The sequence below is a fragment of the Methylobacterium sp. 17Sr1-1 genome, from assembly GCF_003173775.1.
Lineage (GTDB): Bacteria > Pseudomonadota > Alphaproteobacteria > Rhizobiales > Beijerinckiaceae > Methylobacterium.
In genome coordinates this window covers 247,204-263,928 of record NZ_CP029552.1, presented here as the reverse complement: position 1 = coordinate 263,928, position 16,725 = coordinate 247,204, and the positions used below count along the sequence as shown (strand labels likewise).

Here is a 16,725-nt window from a genome sequence, read left to right as displayed (position 1 = left end):
CATTTTCTTCGACGAACCGGTTTCCGCTTCGTCGGAAAATGCTCTAGCGGGTGCCGATCGCCCGCATCAGGCCGGGCAGCGCCCGGGCGAGGAGGCCCGCGCCCCGCAGGACCTCGCCGGCCTCAGGTATCGAGCGCCGCGCCAGCGCCTGGACGAGGCGCAAAGGCACCTGCGCGCCGAAGGCCGTCGCCACCAGACTGAGCGCGGTCGCCCGGCCGTGATGCTTGGCGGCGTAGCGGATCTGGCTCTCGAGGAAGCAGGCGAGGCGATGCGCCTTGGCCGCCCGGGTGGTGCCCTGGCCCTCGTGCCGGGCGGTGATGCCGGCGAGGTGCCGCACCGCGAAGCCGGCATCCCGGGCCCGGGCGCAGAGATCGACATCCTCGTAATAGACGAAGAAGCGCTCGTCGAAGCCGCCGAGATCCTCGAAGAGCGGGCGGCGGATCATCAGGAAGGCGCCCATCACCTGGTCGACCGCCCGGTCCTCGGCGTGGTCCCACTCGGTCATGAAGTGCGAGGGCACCAGCCGCACCCGGTCGAGGAGCAGCGCCTGGCCGATCAGCGAGCGGGCGGTCGGCCGCCGGGCGCAGGAGCGCTGCACCGTCCCCGCCTCGTCGATGAGCTGTGCGCCGACGATGCCGGTGCCGGAATCCGCCGCCAGGGCGGCGTAGGCGCCGGACAGGCTCGCGGCCGTGACCCGCGCATCGGGGTTGAGGAACAGGATCGCGGGCGCGCGGCCCCGCGCGGCCCCGGCGTTGCAGGCCCGGCCGAAGCCCTGGTTGTCGGGATTGGCGATCACCGCCGGGCCGTGGCGCAGGGGCGGCAGGCCGTCCAGCGAGCCGTCGCGCGAGGCGTTGTCGACCACCACGACGCGCAAGGGCAGGGCGTCGCCGAGGTGGTCTTCCGCCGCCGCCAGGCTGGCGAGGCAGGCCCGCAGCAGGGCGCCGCCGTTCCAGTTGACGATGACGACGTCGAGGGCGGGGTTCGGAGCGGCGGATGTCGGATCGGCTGTCATGGCAATCCTCGCGGCGGCCCGAGCCGGCCCAGCAGGCCGTCCAGCACCGCGCCGGCGAGCTGCGCCAGCACGCCCGGGCGGAAGCCGGCATCGGCCCAGTACAGCAGGGCCTGGAGCGGCAGGTAGGCGGCCTGGCGCAGCCGCCAGCGCCGGGGCACGTGCGGCAGCCGCCAGGCATAGACGCTGTTGCGCAGGTAGGCCGCCATCCGGAAGGGTGGCTGGCGCGGCATCTCGATGCCGAGGAGTTTCGAGCGGATCACCCCGGCGCCGACCCGGTGGGGGAGGGCGGTGCCGGTCTCCATCCAGCAGCCGTAGCCCCGAGCCCAGGCGCGGAAGCACCATTCGAGGTCGACGCCGTCGATGAAGAAATCGCTCCGGAACGGGCCGATCCGCGCATAGGCCGCGAGGTCGACGAGCGAGCCGGAGGTCGCCAGGAACTCCACCGGGACCAGCGCGCCGTCCTCCGGGATTCCCGGCCGGCGCGGATAGGCCGGGGCCTTGCGGCCGGGCGCCGCCTCCGGCCGCGGCCCGACGATGGCGGGCGGCGGGCTCGCGGTGTGCAGCCGCGCCAGCGCCCCCTCCAGGGCCGAGACCTGCTCGGGCGAGAACGCCGCATCCTGGTCGAGGAGCAGCACCTGGGCCGCGCCCGCGGCGATGGCCGCCTGCGCGATCGCGTCGAGGGCGCCGCCGACCCCGATGTTCCGCCCCGCCGACAGCACCTGGGCGCCGCGCGCGGTCAGAGCGGCGGCGGCGTCCGCGGGGAGGCCGCCATTGTCGAACACGATGGTCTGGCGCGCCTCCGCCGCGACCCGGGCGCGCAGGGCCGCGACCTGCGCCGCGTCCGGGCGGAAGACCGTGATGCCGATGGCGACGGACCGGGAATCGGGGGTGGGAGAGGGTGGCAGGATCGTCTCGGCGAGGGGCTGGCGCGGCATCAAGGGATCCCGCCGCCGTAGGGCCGTCGGGGCGGGCGGGTCAATATGCCGGGGCGGCAGCGAAATTGCGGCGGGGCGGCAGGGCCGGACCTGCGGGGGCGGGCGTCTCGCCTACCGTGGGTGGCGAAACGGGCGCGATCGCGCTTTCGCTGTGACCCAAGCGAAGCGTGGCTTTCCTTGAAGATGGATCTCCGTATCGTGACGCCGCAATGGTTTACGATTTCGAGGCGATCCGCCTGCCCGCCGCCTGGCGGGGCCTGACCTTTCCCCTGGAGGCGGCGTCCGACGCGCTGGTGCGCCTCGACGAGCGCCTGGCCCGGGCCGATCCGGTGCTGGCCGACGGCGCTCGCGCCCGCGCCCACCTGTTCGACGCGCAGGCCGCCCTGCACCTCGACGGCGAACTCGTCGCCCTGGAGGACCTGGTGCTGCACGAGGCGGCGATGGACGTGCGCCGCCCGACTCAGGCGCTGGCCCGCGCCGTCGCGGTGCTGGCCGAGCGCCGCCGCCTTGCCGCCGCGGCCCCCGGCTGGGCCTTCTCCGGTGCCGGCTGGGCGCTGCTCGTCGGGTCCGGGCCCGATGCGCCTGAAATGGAGAGCGGGGACGAGGCCGGTGCCGAGGAGACGGAGGAGCCGGACTTCGCCGCCATCGACCGGCTGCTCGCCCGCACCCGCCGCACCCTCGCCGATCACGCGGCGGACGGGCCGACGCAGCACTCTGCGACGGACGATCCCCTCGCCCGCTGGCGGCGGATCCTCGACGAGACCCGCGACCTGCCGGCCCTGCTGGCGGCGGCGGTCGTCCTCGATGCGTGGCTGGTGCTCGATCCGGCCCCGCGCCGCGGCCATCGCGGCCCGCTCCTGGCGGCCGGCCTGCTGCGGGCCCGGGGCAAGGCCGGCGCCCACCTGCCGGCCCTGTCGCTGGGCCTGCGCGAGGCCCGGGCCCGCTGGTCGCGGGCGCAGCCGCTCGCCGACCGGCTGGCCGGCCTCCTCGGCGCGGTCGAGGTCTCGGCCCGCGCCGTCGGGCGCGACCTCGACCGCCTGGCGCTCGCCCGCGAGGTGATGCTGCGCGCCTGCGCCGGGCGTCGCCGGACCTCCCGCCTGCCGCAGCTCGTCGACCTGTTCGTCGGCACCCCCCTCGTCACCGTGGCGAGCGCCGCCCGGGCGCTCGCGGTCAGCCCGCAGGCGGTGGAGGGGATGCTGGCGGAGCTGGGGGCGGCCCGGCCGCGGGAATTGACGGAGCGGCGGCGGTATCGGGCGTGGGGGATCGTGTGAGGGGGTGTCCATCTCGGTGGAGAGTCGCTCGCTGTTCGGACAGGACCAACCTTCGTCGGAAACCTCCCCCTTTCCCGGACGACTGGAACGAAGTGAAAGGAGATCCGGGATCCAGCATAAAAAGTCGCGAAGCGTCTGCTTGTCTACAACGTTGCAGTATGCAGAGCCGCTTCGCGGCGATTCCTTGCGCTGGATCCCGGATCTCCTGCCGCTTACGCTTCAGTCGTCCGGGAATGGGCGGATGCAAAATCATGGTGCTGCTCGTTTGGCAGGCGCCGAGGTCGTGAGTTCCCTTGATCCTTGGATGACCCATCACGCCCCAATTGCGCCCGCCCCCGCTTGCTCCGACAATGCCCACCCCCGCATCCGAGCGGGCAAGAACAAGGCATGCGCGTCGTGATCGACCAGGTTTCCCAGCGCCAGCAGGACATCCTCGCCCTCGCCCGCCTGCACGGGCGGGTCAGCGTCGAGGATCTGGCGGCGCGGTTCGAAGTGACGCCGCAGACGATCCGAAAGGATTTGAACGAGCTCTGCGACAGCCGGCTCCTGTCGCGCATCCATGGCGGCGCCGTGGTCGCCTCGGGCGTCGAGAACGTCTCGTACGAGGCGCGCCGCCTCGTCGCCCACGGCGAGAAGCGGGCGATCGGTGCGGCCGCGGCGCGGCTGATCCCCAACAGCGCGTCGCTGTTCATCAATATCGGCACCACCACCGAGGAGGTGGCGCGCGCTCTCGGCGACCACGAGGATCTTCTGGTCATCACCAACAACCTCAACGTGGCGACCCTGCTCTACCGCCACCCGAAGATGAGCCTGATCGTCGCCGGCGGGCCGGTGCGGCGGGCCGACGGGGCGGTGATCGGCTCCGCGGCGGTCGATTTCATCAATCAGTTCAAGGTCGATTATGCGGTGATCGGCGTCTCGGCGATCGATGAGGACGGCACGCTGCTCGATTTCGATTACCGCGAGGTGCGGGTCGCCCGCGCCATCATCGAGAATGCCCGAAGGGTGATCCTGGTCGCCGACAAGCTGAAGCTGGAGCGCTCGGCGCCGATCCGGGTCGGCCACCTGCGCGAGCTCGACTACTTCGTCACCGACGCGCTGCCCTCCGGCTCCTTACGCGAGATGTGCGCGGCCCACCGCGTCGCCCTGGTCGAGGCGGGACCCGAGGCGCAGGACACCCCCGACGCCGCGGAGTGACGCCAAACCGAAAGTCTTAGGCTTTCGTTCGCGCCTGACAGCTTTCGGTTTCGCTTGCGCCGGACCGCAGCCGCGTCTAGATTCGCGCCAGGATGCAAACGAAAGAGCCGAAAGGCTCCGACAGGGAGGTGGCCTTGGCCCCCAGGCGCCAGCAGCCCGGCGACGAGCGCGGGGTGTTCGACCTCGCGGTGATCGGCGGCGGCATCAACGGCTGCGGCATCGCCCGCGACGCGGTGGGCCGCGGCGCCTCCGTGGTGCTGTTCGAGCAGAACGACCTGGCCAGCGGCACCTCCTCGACCTCGACCAAGCTGATCCACGGCGGCCTGCGCTACCTCGAGCACTACGAGTTCCGCCTCGTCCGCGAGGCCTTGATGGAGCGCGAGGTGCTGTGGGGCATGGCGCCCCACATCGTCTGGCCCCTGCGCTTCGTGCTGCCGCATCACTCGGGCCTGCGGCCCAGCTGGCTCCTGCGCTTAGGCTTGCTGCTCTACGACAACCTCGGCGGCCGCAAGCGCCTGCCCGGCACCCGCACCCTCGACCTCACCCGCGATCCGGCCGGCGAGCCGCTGAAGCCCGGCTTTCGCCGCGCTTTCGAATATTCGGATTGCTGGGTCGAGGATTCGCGCCTCGTGGTGCTGAATGCCCGCGACGCCGCCGAGCGCGGCGCGGTGATCCGCCCGCGCACCCGGGTCGTCACCGCGACCCGCAGCGAGGGCCTGTGGGAGGTCACCGTCGAGGACCGCCAGACCGGCGCCCGCGAGACCGTGCGGGCCCGCACCCTCGTCAACGCCGCCGGCCCCTGGGTGGCGAACGTGCTCACCGGCGTGGCGCGGGCCAATTCCACGGAAGGCGTGCGCCTGGTCCAGGGCAGCCACATCGTGGTGCGGCGCCTGTTCCAGCACGACCGGGCCTACATCTTCCAGAACGCCGACCAGCGCATCATCTTCGCGATCCCCTACGAGCGCGACTTCACGCTGATCGGCACCACCGACCGCGACTACAAGGGCGACCCGGCCGACGTGAAGGCGAGCGAGGAGGAGATCGCCTATCTCTGCGCCGCCGCGAGCGAGTATTTTCGCGATCCGGTCACCCGCGACGAGGTGGTGTGGACCTATTCGGGCGTGCGCCCGCTCTACGACGACGGCGCCTCGAAGGCGCAGGAAGCCACCCGCGACTACGTGCTGACCCTCGACGCGCCGGAGGGGCAGCCGGCGATGCTCTCGGTCTTCGGCGGCAAGATCACCACCTATCGGCGCCTCGCCGAATCGGCTCTGGAGCGCCTGAAGGACCACCTGCCGGCGGCCCGCAAGGCGCCCTGGACCTCGGGTGCCACCCTGCCGGGCGGCAACTTTCCGAAGGAGAGCTACGACGACGTCGTGGCCGGGCTGGCGCGCCAGTGCCCGGGCGTGCCGGAGGTGCTGGTCGCCCGGCTGGTGCGGGCCTACGGCACCGAGGCGCGGGAGATCCTGAGCGGCGCACGCGCCATGGCCGATCTCGGCCGGCTCTTCGGCGCCGACCTCACCGAGCGCGAGGTGCGCCACCTGATGCGCCGCGAATGGGCCATGAGCGCCGACGACGTGCTCTGGCGCCGCTCGAAGCTCGGCCTTAGGTTGACGCCCGCCGAGGCCGCCGCCCTCGACGACTTCATGCGCCGCGCCGCCGCCGCCCCCAACGCGGCCTGAACAAGAAGAGACGGGAGGGCGCCATGACCCTGATCCTGGAGAGTGTCACCAAGCGGGTCGGGCCTGAGACCCATATCCGCGACGTCAGCCTCGCCCTGCCGAAGGGCTCGCTCAACGTGCTGCTCGGCCAGACGCTCGCCGGCAAGACCACCTTGATGCGCCTGATGGCCGGGCTCGAGGCGCCGAGCGAGGGGCGGATCATCGCCGACGGCAAGGACGTCACCGGCCTGCCGGTGCAACGCCGCAACGTCGCGATGGTCTACCAGCAATTCATCAACTACCCCTCGCTCTCGGTCTACGAGAACATCGCCTCGCCGATGCGGGTCGCCGGCGTCGCGAAGGCCGAGATCGAAGCGCGGGTCCAGGAAGCGGCGGGTCTGCTGCGGCTCACCCCCTACCTCAAGCGCAAGCCCCTCGAACTCTCCGGCGGCCAGCAGCAGCGCACCGCCATCGCCCGGGCTTTGTGCAAGCGCGCCGACCTCGTGCTGATGGACGAGCCGCTGGCGAACCTCGACTACAAGCTGCGCGAGGAACTGCGCGAGGAGCTGCCCCGCATCTTCGCGGCGACGGGGGCCATCTTCGTCTACGCCACCACCGAGCCGGCCGAGGCCCTGATGCTCGGCGGGCGCACCGCCACCCTGCACCAGGGCCGCGTCACGCAAGTGGGGCCGACGCCGGACGTCTACCGCCGGCCCGACGATCTCACCACCGCGAAGGTTTTTTCCGACCCGCCGCTGAATACCCTGCGCGTGGTCAAGGCCGGCGGCCGGGTCGCCCTGCCGACCGGCGGCCAGGTCCGGGCGACCGGCACGCTGGCGAACGTCCCGGACGGCGCCTACACGATCGGCTTTCGCGCCCACCACCTCGCCCTCGATCCGCTGCCGGCCGAGGCGATCGCGCTTCCCGCCACCGTCTCGGTCGCCGAGATCACCGGCTCGGAGAGCTTCGTTCACGTCGATGCCGGCGACAGCCGCCTGATCGCGCTCCTGCCCGGCGTGCGCCGGCTCGAGCCCGGCACGGCGGTCACCGCCTATCTCGACCCCCGCCACGCCCTGGTGTTCGACGAAGGCGGCCGTACCGCCGCCCTCGACCTGCCGGCGGCGGCCTGAAGGGGAGGGGATCCATGGCCCGCATCACCCTCGACCACCTCGCCCACGCCTACGGCCCGAACCCGCAGGGGCCGCAGGATTACGCGCTGAAGGAGATCGACCACGTCTGGCGCCAGGGCGGCGCCTACGCGCTGCTCGGCCCCTCCGGCTGCGGCAAGTCCACCTTGCTCAACATCATCTCGGGGCTGGTGGTCCCGACCCGCGGCCGGATCCTGTTCGACGACCGCGACGTCACCACGGTGCCGACCGAGGGGCGCAACATCGCCCAGGTGTTCCAGTTCCCCGTCGTCTACGACACCATGACGGTGCGGGAGAACCTGGCCTTCCCGCTCAAGAACCGGCGCGTCGCGCCCGCCACCATCCGCTCGCGGGTGGAGGAGATCGCCGGGCTCCTCGATCTGACGCGCGTCCTCGACCGCCGCGCCAACAACCTGACGGCGGACATGAAGCAGAAGATCTCGCTCGGCCGGGGCCTCGTGCGCCCGGACGTGGCGGCGATCCTGTTCGACGAGCCGCTCACCGTCATCGATCCGCACCTGAAGTGGCAGCTGCGCTCGACCCTGAAGGAGCTGCACCGCAAGCTCGACCTGACGATGATCTACGTCACCCACGACCAGACCGAGGCGCTGACCTTCGCCGACACGGTAGTGGTGATGCATGACGGCGCGGTGGTGCAGACCGGCACCCCCGACGAACTCTTCGAGCGCCCGGCCCACACCTTCGTCGGCCACTTCATCGGCTCGCCGGGCATGAACCTGCTGCCGGCGGTTGTCGAGGGCGCGACCGCGACGATCGAGGGCCACGCCATCCCGCTCGCCCGGCACTACCCGAACCTCCCGCAGGCTAAGCGGATCGAGCTCGGCGTCAGGCCCGAATACGTGCATCTGGCGCCCAAGGGTCTGGGCCTGCCGGTGCAGGTCAAGCGCATCGACGATATCGGCCGCCAGCGCCTCGCCCGGGTCGAGCTCGGCGGCCGGCCCCTCGTCGCCACGGTGGCGGAGGACCAGAGCCTCGACGGCACCGAGGCGGCGCTGACCCTCGATCCGCGCCAGATCCACATCTACGCCGACGGCGCCCTGGTGCCCGGAGAGGCCGCATGACCAAGACCGTCAACCAGAAGGCCTGGCTCCTCGTCCTGCCGGTCTTCGCCGTCGTCGCCTTCTCGGCGGTGCTGCCGCTGATGACGGTGGTCAACTACTCGGTCCAGGACACGTTCGGGAACAACCAGTTCTTCTGGAACGGCCTCGGCTGGTTCCAGGAACTCCTCGACCCGTCGAGCCAGTTCGGCGAGCGCTTCTTCGACTCGCTGTGGCGCAACCTGCTGTTCTCAGGCGTCATCCTGGCGATCGAGGTGCCGCTCGGCATCGCGGTGGCGCTGTCGATGCCGCGGGAGGGCCGCGGGGTCGCCTTCTGCCTCGTGCTGATGGCGCTGCCGCTCCTGATTCCGTGGAACGTCGTCGGGACGATCTGGCAGGTCTTCGCCCGCAGCGATATCGGCCTCCTCGGCTCGTTCCTCAACAACATCGGCATCGACTACAATTACGCCGGCAGCGCGCTCGCCGCCTGGGTCACGATCGTGACCATGGACGTCTGGCACTGGACCAGCCTCGTGGCGCTCCTGTGCTATGCCGGCCTGAAGTCGATCCCCGATGCCTATTACCAGGCCGCCCGCATCGACGGGGCGAGCCAGTGGGCGATCTTCCGCACCATCCAGCTGCCGAAGATGCGCCGCGTCCTGCTGATCGCCGTGCTGCTGCGCTTCATGGACTCGTTCATGATCTACACCGAGCCCTTCGTGCTCACCGGCGGCGGGCCCGGCAACGCCACGACCTTCCTGTCGATCGACCTCGTCAAGCTGGCGCTGGGACAGTTCGATCTCGGCCGGGCAGCGGCGATGTCGCTGGTCTACAACCTGATCATCCTCAGCGTCTGCTGGGTGTTCTACACCGTGATGACCAACGTCGACGCCGGCAACCGCACGGTGCTGGCCGACAGCGACCCGGCGGATGCGAGCGCCGCCGGCAGCCTGCCCCCCGCCACCACCATCCCGCTCGACCGGAGGGCCGCCTGATGCGCCCGCGCCACGTCGTGATGACGCTCTACCTCCTGTTTCTGATGGTGCCGATCTACTGGCTCGTGAACATGAGCCTGAAGACCAACCAGGAAATCAACACCAGCATGACGCTCTGGCCGCATGCGATCACGTTCGACAACTACATCCGGATCTTCACCGATCCGAGCTGGTACGGCGGCTACCTGAACTCGCTGTCCTACGTGGCGATCAACACCGTCCTGTCGATCGGGCTGGCGCTGCCGGCGGCCTACGCCTTCTCGCGCTACAGCTTCATCGGCGACAAGCACCTGTTCTTCTGGCTCTTGTCGAACCGGATGGCGCCGCCGGCGGTGTTCGCGCTGCCCTTCTTCAACCTCTACTCGGCGGTCGGCCTGTTCGACACGCCCTGGGCGGTGGCGCTCGCCCACTGCCTGTTCAACGTGCCGCTGGCGGTGTGGATTCTTGAAGGCTTCATGTCCGGCGTGCCGCGCGAGATCGACGAGACTGCCGCGATCGACGGCTACTCGTTCCCGCGCTTCTTCGTGAAGATCTTCATGCCCCTGATCGCGTCGGGCATCGGCGTCGCCGCCTTCTTCTGCTTCATGTTCAGCTGGGTCGAGCTTCTCTTGGCCCGCACGCTCACCTCGGTGGACGCCAAGCCGATCGCCGCCACCATGACCCGCACGGTCTCGGCCGCCGGCATGGATTGGGGATTGCTCGCGGCCGCCGGCGTGCTCACCATCGTGCCGGGCGCCCTCGTGATCTGGTTCGTGCGCAACTACATCGCCAAGGGCTTCGCCCTCGGCCGGGTGTGATCGGGGAGTACTCGCGATGCTCGATTTCGCCTGGATGGCCTGGACCTGGCAGACCGCGCTCTTCTTCGTGGTGATCGCCAGCCTGCTCGCCCTGATGACCGCGCTCGCCGTGTGGCGCCCGGAGACCGAGCAGGTCGGGATCCTGCGAATCCCCACCACGCGGGGCGACCGGCTCTTTCTGACGCTGGTCGGCGCCGCCTTCATCAATCTCGCCTGGCTCGGCCTCGTCGGCCCGAGCCTCGAATGGGCGCTCGCGCTCTCGCTCGTTTACGGGGCGGTGATGTTCCGCTTCGCTTAAGCGGTCCGCCGTTACGTCCGGCAGCCAGCCGGCACCAGGCGGACCGATCACCACCAGAGGGAGGACAACCAGGATGACACGCCACGGATTGCTGACGGCCGCGAGCGCGCTGGCCCTGTGCCTCGCCGCCGGCCATGCCTTCGCCGGCATGGAGGAGGCCAAGCGCTGGGTCGATACCGAGTTCCAGCCCTCGACCCTGTCGAAGGACGAGCAGCTCAAGGAGATGCAGTGGTTCGTCGATGCGGCGAAGCCCTTCGCCGGCATGGAGATCAACTTCGTCTCCGAGACCATCACCACGCACGAATACGAGGCCCGCACCCTGGCGAAGGCCTTCACCGAGATCACCGGGATCAAGGTGCGCCACGACCTCCTGCAGGAGGGCGACGTGGTCGAGAAGATCCAGACCCAGATGCAGTCGGGCAAGAACATCTACGACGGCTGGATCAACGATTCCGATCTCGTCGGCACCCATTTCCGCTACGGCCAGACCGTGGCGCTCTCCGACTTCATGAAGAACGAGGCCAAGGACGTCACCTCGCCGACCCTCGACCTCGACGATTTCATCGGCAAGTCCTTCGGCACCGGCCCGGACGGTAAGCTCTACCAGCTGCCCGACCAGCAATTCGCCAACCTGTACTGGTTCCGCTACGACTGGTTCACCCGCGCCGACCTCAAGGAGAAGTTCAAGGCCAAGTACGGCTACGAGCTCGGCGTGCCGGTCAACTGGTCGGCCTACGAGGACATCGCCGACTTCTTCACCAACGACGTGAAGGAGATCGACGGCGTCAAGGTCTATGGCCACATGGACTACGGCAAGAAGGATCCGTCGCTCGGCTGGCGCTTCACCGACGCGTGGCTCTCGATGGCCGGCAACGGCGACAAGGGCATTCCGAACGGCAAGCCGGTCGACGAGTGGGGCATCCGCATGGAGGGCTGCCGCCCGGTCGGCTCCTCGATCGAGCGCGGCGGCGACACCAACGGCCCGGCGGCGGTCTACTCGGTGACCAAGTACGTCGAGTGGCTGAAGAAGTACGCCCCGCCGCAGGCGGCCGGCATGACCTTCTCGGAATCCGGTCCGGTCCCGTCCCAGGGCAACGTCGCCCAGCAGATGTTCTGGTACACCGCCTTCACCGCCGACATGGTCAAGCCCGGGCTCCCGGTCATGAACCAGGACGGCACGCCGAAATGGCGCATGGCGCCCTCGCCGAAGGGCCCGTACTGGAAGGACGGCATGAAGCTCGGCTACCAGGATGCCGGCTCGCTCACCCTCCTGAAGTCGACCCCCCTCGACCGGCGCAAGGCGGCCTGGCTCTATCAGCAGTTCATCGTCTCGAAGACGGTCAGCCTGAAGAAGAGCCATGTCGGCCTCACCTTCATCCGTGAGAGCGACATCTGGGACAAGTCCTTCACCGATCGGGCGCCGAAGCTCGGCGGCCTGGTCGAGTTCTACCGCTCGCCGGCCCGCACGCAGTGGACCCCGACCGGCGTGAACGTGCCGGACTATCCCAAGCTCGCCCAGCTGTGGTGGCAGAACATCGGCGACGCCTCCTCGGGCGCCAAGACCCCGCAGGCGGCGATGGACGCGCTCGCCAACGCCCAGGACGACGTGATGGCGCGCCTGGAGCGCTCGAAGGTCCAGGGCGATTGCGGCCCGAAGCTGAACCCCAAGACCTCGGCCGAGCACTGGTACGAGCAGGCCAAGAAGGACGGCACGCTGGCCCCCCAGCGCAAGCTCGCCGACGAGAAGCCGAAGGGTGAGACGATCGACTACGACACCCTGATCAAGAGCTGGCCGGCCTCGCCGCCGAAGCGCGGCTGACCTTGCGGGAGCCGGGGCCTCCAGCCCCGGCTCTCCTTTCCGCGGACGGCCGGATTCCGCTATCCTGGCGGGGACGCTGCCACGGAGGTTGTCATGGCCTATTACTCGCTGGAAGATGCCATCGCCCGCCTGCCCGAATTGCTCGCCAAGGCGACGGAGGGCGAGGAGGTGATCATCACCCGCCTCGACGAAGATCTCGTCAAGCTCGTCCCGACCGAACCAAGGCCGATGACGAAGGAGGAAGTCGATTGGTTGCGCGACACCATCGTGACGCCGCGTGAGCCGATCGACGCGGTCGCCCTCGTTCGCGAGATGCGGGATGAAGGGGCGTGAACCGCATCTATTGCGACGCCAACATCGTGATCGCGATCTTCGTGCGGGAAGCCTCGTCGTCACGCATTCAGGCGTGGGTCGCCAATCCGGGCGTGAGTGTCGTGATGTCGGATCTCACGGTTCTCGAGTTTACCTCGGCGATTTCGCGGTTGGTCCGCGAACGCAAGCTGGATACCGCTGAGGCTCGGTCGATCTTCTTGCGCTTCGAGAGTTGGCGCAAGACTCTCGGTCGCCCGCTGACCATCACCCGTCAGATGTTCGCGATCGCCCGCGCCATCGTCGAGGACGCCGCCCTCGGCGTGCGCGGTCCCGACGCCCTGCACCTCGCGCTCCTGCAGGTCACCGGCCTGCCCTTCGCGACCTTCGACGCGCGACTCGGCCGGGCGGCCGCCACTCTCGGCCTCGCCACGCTGGAGCCGCCACCCCTCTAGATTCGCCGCAACCGCGCGAAAGAGCCGTCCCGATGTCCTCCCTCATCCTCGCCATCGACCAGGGCACCACCTCCTCGCGCGCCCTGCTGTTTCGCCCCGACACCTCGATCGCAGGCCTCGCCCAGGCCGAGTTCCCGCAGCACTTCCCGGCCTCGGGCTGGGTCGAGCACGAGCCGGAGGACCTCTGGCGCACCACCCTCGACACCTGCCGGGCGGCGATGAAGCAGGCCGGGGTGACGGCGCGGGACGTCGCGGCGATCGGCATCACCAACCAGCGCGAGACGACGCTCGTCTGGGACAAGAGGACCGGCGAGGCCGTGCACCGCGCCATCGTCTGGCAGGACCGGCGCTCGGCCGGGATCTGCGCCCGCCTCAAGGAGGAGGGCCACGAGCCCGCGGTGACGGAAAAGACCGGCCTGATCCTCGATCCCTACTTCTCCGGCACCAAGATCGCCTGGATCCTCGACAACGTGCCGGGCGCCCGCGCCCGGGCGGAAGCGGGCGAGCTCGCCTTCGGCACCGTCGATTCCTATCTCCTCTGGCGCCTCACGGGCGGGCGGCTCCACGTCACCGACGCCACCAACGCCTCGCGCACGCTGCTCTTCGACATCCATCGCGGCGCCTGGGACGACGGGCTGATGGCGCTGCTCGGCGTGCCGGCCTCGATGCTGCCGGAGGTGCGCGATTCCTCGGGCGATTTCGGCGAGACCGACCCGGAGCTGTTCGGCGCCGCGATCCCGATCCGGGGCGTCGCCGGGGACCAGCAGGCGGCGACGGTGGGCCAGGCCTGCTTCCGGCCCGGCATGGTCAAGTCGACCTACGGCACCGGGTGCTTCGCCCTCCTCAACACCGGCACCCAGCCGGTGGTCTCGAAGAACAAGCTCCTCACCACCATCGCCTACCAGCTGAACGGCCAACGCACCTATGCGCTCGAAGGCTCGATCTTCGTCGCCGGCGCGGCGGTGCAGTGGCTGCGCGACGGGCTCGGCGTGATCGACTCGGCCGCCGAGACCGGGGCGCTCGCCGAGCGGGCCGATCCGGCGCAGGACGTCTACCTGGTGCCGGCCTTCGTCGGCCTCGGCGCACCCTACTGGGAGCCGGACGCCCGCGGCGCCCTGTTCGGGCTGACCCGCGGCACCGGACCGGCGGAGCTCGCCCGGGCGGCGCTCGAGAGTGTCTGCTTCCAGACCGCCGATCTCCTGGCCGCCATGCGGGCCGACTGGCCGGACGGGGAAGGGCGCGCCACGGTGCTGCGGGTCGATGGCGGCATGGTCGCCTCGGACTGGACGATGCAGCGCCTCGCCGACCTTCTGGCCGCCCCCGTCGACCGGCCCGAGGTGAAGGAGACGACGGCGCTCGGCGCGGCCTACCTCGCGGGCCTCTCCTGCGGCCTCTACCCGGAGCCCGAGCACTTCGCCGACCATTGGCGCCTGGAGCGCCGTTTCACCCCGGCGATGGAGCCGACCGTGCGCGAGCGCCGGCTCGCCGGCTGGCGCAAGGCGGTGAGTTGCCTGGTGGGGAAGTAGGGGCGAACGTACTAGCGCTGACGAAAAACCATATTGCGCGGGATCCCCTCTCCCGTATGGGAGAGGGGTAGGGGTGAGGGTGGCTCGCCTTCAGGATGAAGCTTCGACCATCGAGCTGCGCAGCTCGATGGTTCAGGATTATTCGGAAGCCGAGCCACCCTCACCCCGGCCCCTCTCCCACACGGGAGAGGGGAGAGAGCTACGTCTTGTCATCGAAAGTGCGGTAGCGGCCGCGCTCTTACTTCTCCAGTCGCGCAATCAGGCTCGACGTGTCCCAGCGCCCGCCGCCCATGCTCTGCACCTCGGCGTAGAACTGGTCGACCAAAGCCGTCACCGGCAGCTTCGCCTTGTTGCTGCGGGCTTCCGCCAGCACGATCGAGAGGTCCTTGCGCATCCAGTCGACGGCGAAGCCGAAATCGAACTTGCCCTCGTTCATGGTCTTGCCGCGGTTCTCCATCTGCCAGGAGCCGGCGGCGCCCTTGGAGATCACGTCGAGCACCGCCTCGATGTCGAGCCCGGCCTGCTTGCCGAAATGCACCGCCTCCGACAGGCCCTGGACCAGGCCGGCGATGCAGATCTGGTTCATCATCTTGGCGAGCTGGCCGGCGCCGACGGGGCCGAGCAGCCGGCAGGCGCGGGCGTAAGAGGCGATCACCGGCTCGACCCGGGCGAAGGTCTCGGACTCACCGCCGCACATCACCGTGAGCACGCCGTTCTCCGCGCCGGCCTGGCCGCCGGAGACCGGTGCGTCGATGAAGCCGAAGCCGGCCTTCTCCGCGGCCGCCGACAGCTCGCGGGCGACTTCCGCCGAGGCGGTGGTGTGGTCGACGAAGACCGTGCCCTTGCCCATCGCCGAAAAGGCCCCGTCCGGCCCGGTCGTGACCGAGCGCAGGTCGTCGTCGTTGCCAACGCAGGCGAAGACGATCTCCTGGCCTTCCGCCGCCTCGCGGGGCGTCGCCGCGGCCTTGCCGCCGTGAGCCTGGACCCAGGCATCCGCCTTGGCCTTGGTGCGGTTGTAGACCGTGACGTCGTGGCCCTTGGCGGCGAGGTGCCGGGCCATCGGGCCACCCATCACGCCGAGACCCAGAAACGCGACCTTTGCCATGCGTTCATCCTCCCACGCCGTTGTCCCGGCGATCGGCCCCCGGTGTAGTGAGCCGGCCCGCCGCCCGTCAAACCGGTTCGCCCCCTCCACGACCGGGATCGTTCGCGGAGAGGAGCGTCATACGATCTCCGATTGATCGCTCGGCGATTGCTACGCAATCGCTTTCGCGATGCGGAAATCGGCTTCGCTCAGGCGCCGCGCCGGCTTGTGAGACGAGATCCGGAAGATTCCTTCCGGATCTCGTCTCACTTCGTGTCGAACGGGATGAACTTCGCCCGGATGCGGTCGTAGCGCCCGTCGGCGACGAGCGCCGCGAGCGCCCGCTCGAACGCCGCGCGCAACGCGCCGTCGCCCTTGCGCAGGCCGATCCCGAATCCCTCGCCGAGGAGCGGTTCGCCCGCCGGCACGTCGCCGACGAATCGGCAGCAGGCCTCGCCCTCGGGCCTGCTGAGGAAGGTCGCGAGGTCGAGCTTGTCGCCGAGCACGACGTCGACCCGGCCGGCACGGAGGTCGAGGGTCGCGTCGGCGAGACTGTCGAAGGTGCGGATCTCGGCGCCCGGCACCCGCTGCTCCAGGAAGGCGACCTGCGGCCCGTGCGCCGCGACGCCGATCGTGCGGCCCCGCAGGAGCGCCGGGCTGAGGGTTGGCAGCGAGGTGTCCCGCCGCGCCACGTAGGCGAAGGGGATCCGGAGATAGGGACGGGTGAAGGCGATGCGGGCGGCGCGCTTCGGGGTGATCGCCATCGCCGCCATGATGGCGTCGTACTCGCCGGCCTCCAGGCCCTTGATGATGCCGTCCCACTGGTGGAGCACGAGGGTGCAGGTGAGCTTGGCTTCCGCGCACAGGGCCTGGGCCAGCTCGACCTCGAACCCCGCCGGCTTGCCGTCCTCGACGTAGTTGAACGGCGGGTGGCCGCCCTCGGTGGCGATGCGCACGGGGGAGGGGAGAGGGGCGGGGGCCTGCTGAGCGGCCGGGGTGTCCTCGGCGAGGGCCGGCCCGGCGGCCAGCAGCGACAGGAGCAGGAGGCGGGAGAGCAGGCGGCTCATCCGGCGGCGGTCTCTCGTGGCAAGGTGACGGATCGAACGGGGCCGGACCCTGCCACGGCCACGCCCGCCGGCGCAACTCGCGCGTCGGGCCCG

The 16,725-nt window shown here is 70.1% G+C and carries 16 protein-coding genes; 12 read left to right on the top strand and 4 right to left on the bottom strand.

The window, feature by feature from the left end; translation table 11 throughout:
• Window positions 1-43: 43 nt before the first annotated feature.
• Window positions 44-1,012 carry a glycosyltransferase family 2 protein gene (locus tag DK412_RS01220; RefSeq protein ID WP_109970447.1) on the bottom strand — a complete coding sequence of 323 codons (969 nt, stop codon included), beginning with the start codon at window positions 1,010-1,012 and terminating at the stop codon, window positions 44-46.
• Window positions 1,009-1,947 (bottom strand): glycosyltransferase family 2 protein, encoded by a 939-nt coding sequence (locus tag DK412_RS01215; RefSeq protein WP_109970446.1) that lies wholly within the window; start codon window positions 1,945-1,947, stop codon window positions 1,009-1,011. Before DK412_RS01215 ends, DK412_RS01220 begins: the two co-directional genes overlap by 4 nt.
• A gap of 209 nt (window positions 1,948-2,156) precedes the next feature.
• On the opposite strand from DK412_RS01215, the gene DK412_RS01210 reads away from it, so the two are divergent.
• The 12 genes from DK412_RS01210 (at window position 2,157) to glpK (ending at window position 14,481) form a co-directional block, all read left to right on the top strand.
• Window positions 2,157-3,218, top strand: a complete 1,062-nt coding sequence (locus DK412_RS01210; protein WP_109970445.1) for an RHE_PE00001 family protein — start codon at window positions 2,157-2,159, stop codon at window positions 3,216-3,218.
• Window positions 3,219-3,617: 399 nt separating this feature from the next.
• The gene (locus DK412_RS01205) at window positions 3,618-4,415 is read left to right on the top strand and encodes a DeoR/GlpR family DNA-binding transcription regulator (RefSeq protein ID WP_162596351.1); all 798 of its coding nucleotides are present in this window, start codon (window positions 3,618-3,620) and stop codon (window positions 4,413-4,415) included.
• A gap of 134 nt (window positions 4,416-4,549) precedes the next feature.
• Window positions 4,550-6,097: a glycerol-3-phosphate dehydrogenase gene (glpD, locus tag DK412_RS01200; RefSeq protein WP_109974988.1), complete on the top strand. Its 1,548-nt coding sequence runs from the start codon at window positions 4,550-4,552 to the stop codon at window positions 6,095-6,097.
• A 23-nt stretch (window positions 6,098-6,120) separates the two neighbouring features.
• Window positions 6,121-7,206, top strand: a complete 1,086-nt coding sequence (locus tag DK412_RS01195) for an ABC transporter ATP-binding protein (protein ID WP_109970444.1) — start codon at window positions 6,121-6,123, stop codon at window positions 7,204-7,206.
• A gap of 14 nt (window positions 7,207-7,220) precedes the next feature.
• A complete protein-coding gene (locus tag DK412_RS01190) occupies window positions 7,221-8,306 on the top strand; it encodes an ABC transporter ATP-binding protein (protein WP_109970443.1) in 1,086 nt (361 codons plus the stop codon).
• Window positions 8,303-9,277, top strand: a complete 975-nt coding sequence (locus tag DK412_RS01185; RefSeq protein ID WP_109970442.1) for a sugar ABC transporter permease — start codon at window positions 8,303-8,305, stop codon at window positions 9,275-9,277. The genes DK412_RS01190 and DK412_RS01185 overlap by 4 nt, the downstream gene beginning before the upstream one ends.
• Window positions 9,277-10,074, top strand: coding sequence for a carbohydrate ABC transporter permease (locus DK412_RS01180; protein WP_048433526.1), 798 nt, complete (start codon window positions 9,277-9,279; stop codon window positions 10,072-10,074). The genes DK412_RS01185 and DK412_RS01180 overlap by 1 nt, the downstream gene beginning before the upstream one ends.
• A gap of 16 nt (window positions 10,075-10,090) precedes the next feature.
• Window positions 10,091-10,372, top strand: coding sequence for a DUF2160 domain-containing protein (locus DK412_RS01175; RefSeq protein ID WP_093568929.1), 282 nt, complete (start codon window positions 10,091-10,093; stop codon window positions 10,370-10,372).
• A 73-nt stretch (window positions 10,373-10,445) separates the two neighbouring features.
• Entirely contained in the window at window positions 10,446-12,191 is a 1,746-nt protein-coding gene (locus tag DK412_RS01170; protein WP_109970441.1) for an ABC transporter substrate-binding protein, read from the top strand.
• Window positions 12,192-12,284: 93 nt separating this feature from the next.
• On the top strand, window positions 12,285-12,524 hold the full coding sequence (locus DK412_RS01165) for a type II toxin-antitoxin system Phd/YefM family antitoxin (protein WP_109970440.1): 240 nt from the start codon (window positions 12,285-12,287) through the stop codon (window positions 12,522-12,524).
• Complete coding sequence (locus tag DK412_RS01160) at window positions 12,521-12,955, top strand: type II toxin-antitoxin system VapC family toxin (protein ID WP_109970439.1); 435 nt, start codon at window positions 12,521-12,523, stop codon at window positions 12,953-12,955. The genes DK412_RS01165 and DK412_RS01160 overlap by 4 nt, the downstream gene beginning before the upstream one ends.
• Window positions 12,956-12,987: 32 nt before the next feature.
• Complete coding sequence (glpK, locus tag DK412_RS01155) at window positions 12,988-14,481, top strand: glycerol kinase GlpK (RefSeq protein ID WP_109970438.1); 1,494 nt, start codon at window positions 12,988-12,990, stop codon at window positions 14,479-14,481.
• 238 nt (window positions 14,482-14,719) lie between these two features.
• Here glpK and DK412_RS01150 read toward each other — a convergent pair whose 3' ends face one another.
• Both DK412_RS01150 and DK412_RS01145 read right to left on the bottom strand, forming a co-directional pair.
• Window positions 14,720-15,586: an NAD(P)-dependent oxidoreductase gene (locus DK412_RS01150; protein WP_109970437.1), complete on the bottom strand. Its 867-nt coding sequence runs from the start codon at window positions 15,584-15,586 to the stop codon at window positions 14,720-14,722.
• A gap of 245 nt (window positions 15,587-15,831) precedes the next feature.
• The gene (locus DK412_RS01145; protein ID WP_109970436.1) at window positions 15,832-16,632 is read right to left on the bottom strand and encodes a transporter substrate-binding domain-containing protein; all 801 of its coding nucleotides are present in this window, start codon (window positions 16,630-16,632) and stop codon (window positions 15,832-15,834) included.
• Between the last annotated feature and the right edge of the window lie 93 nt (window positions 16,633-16,725).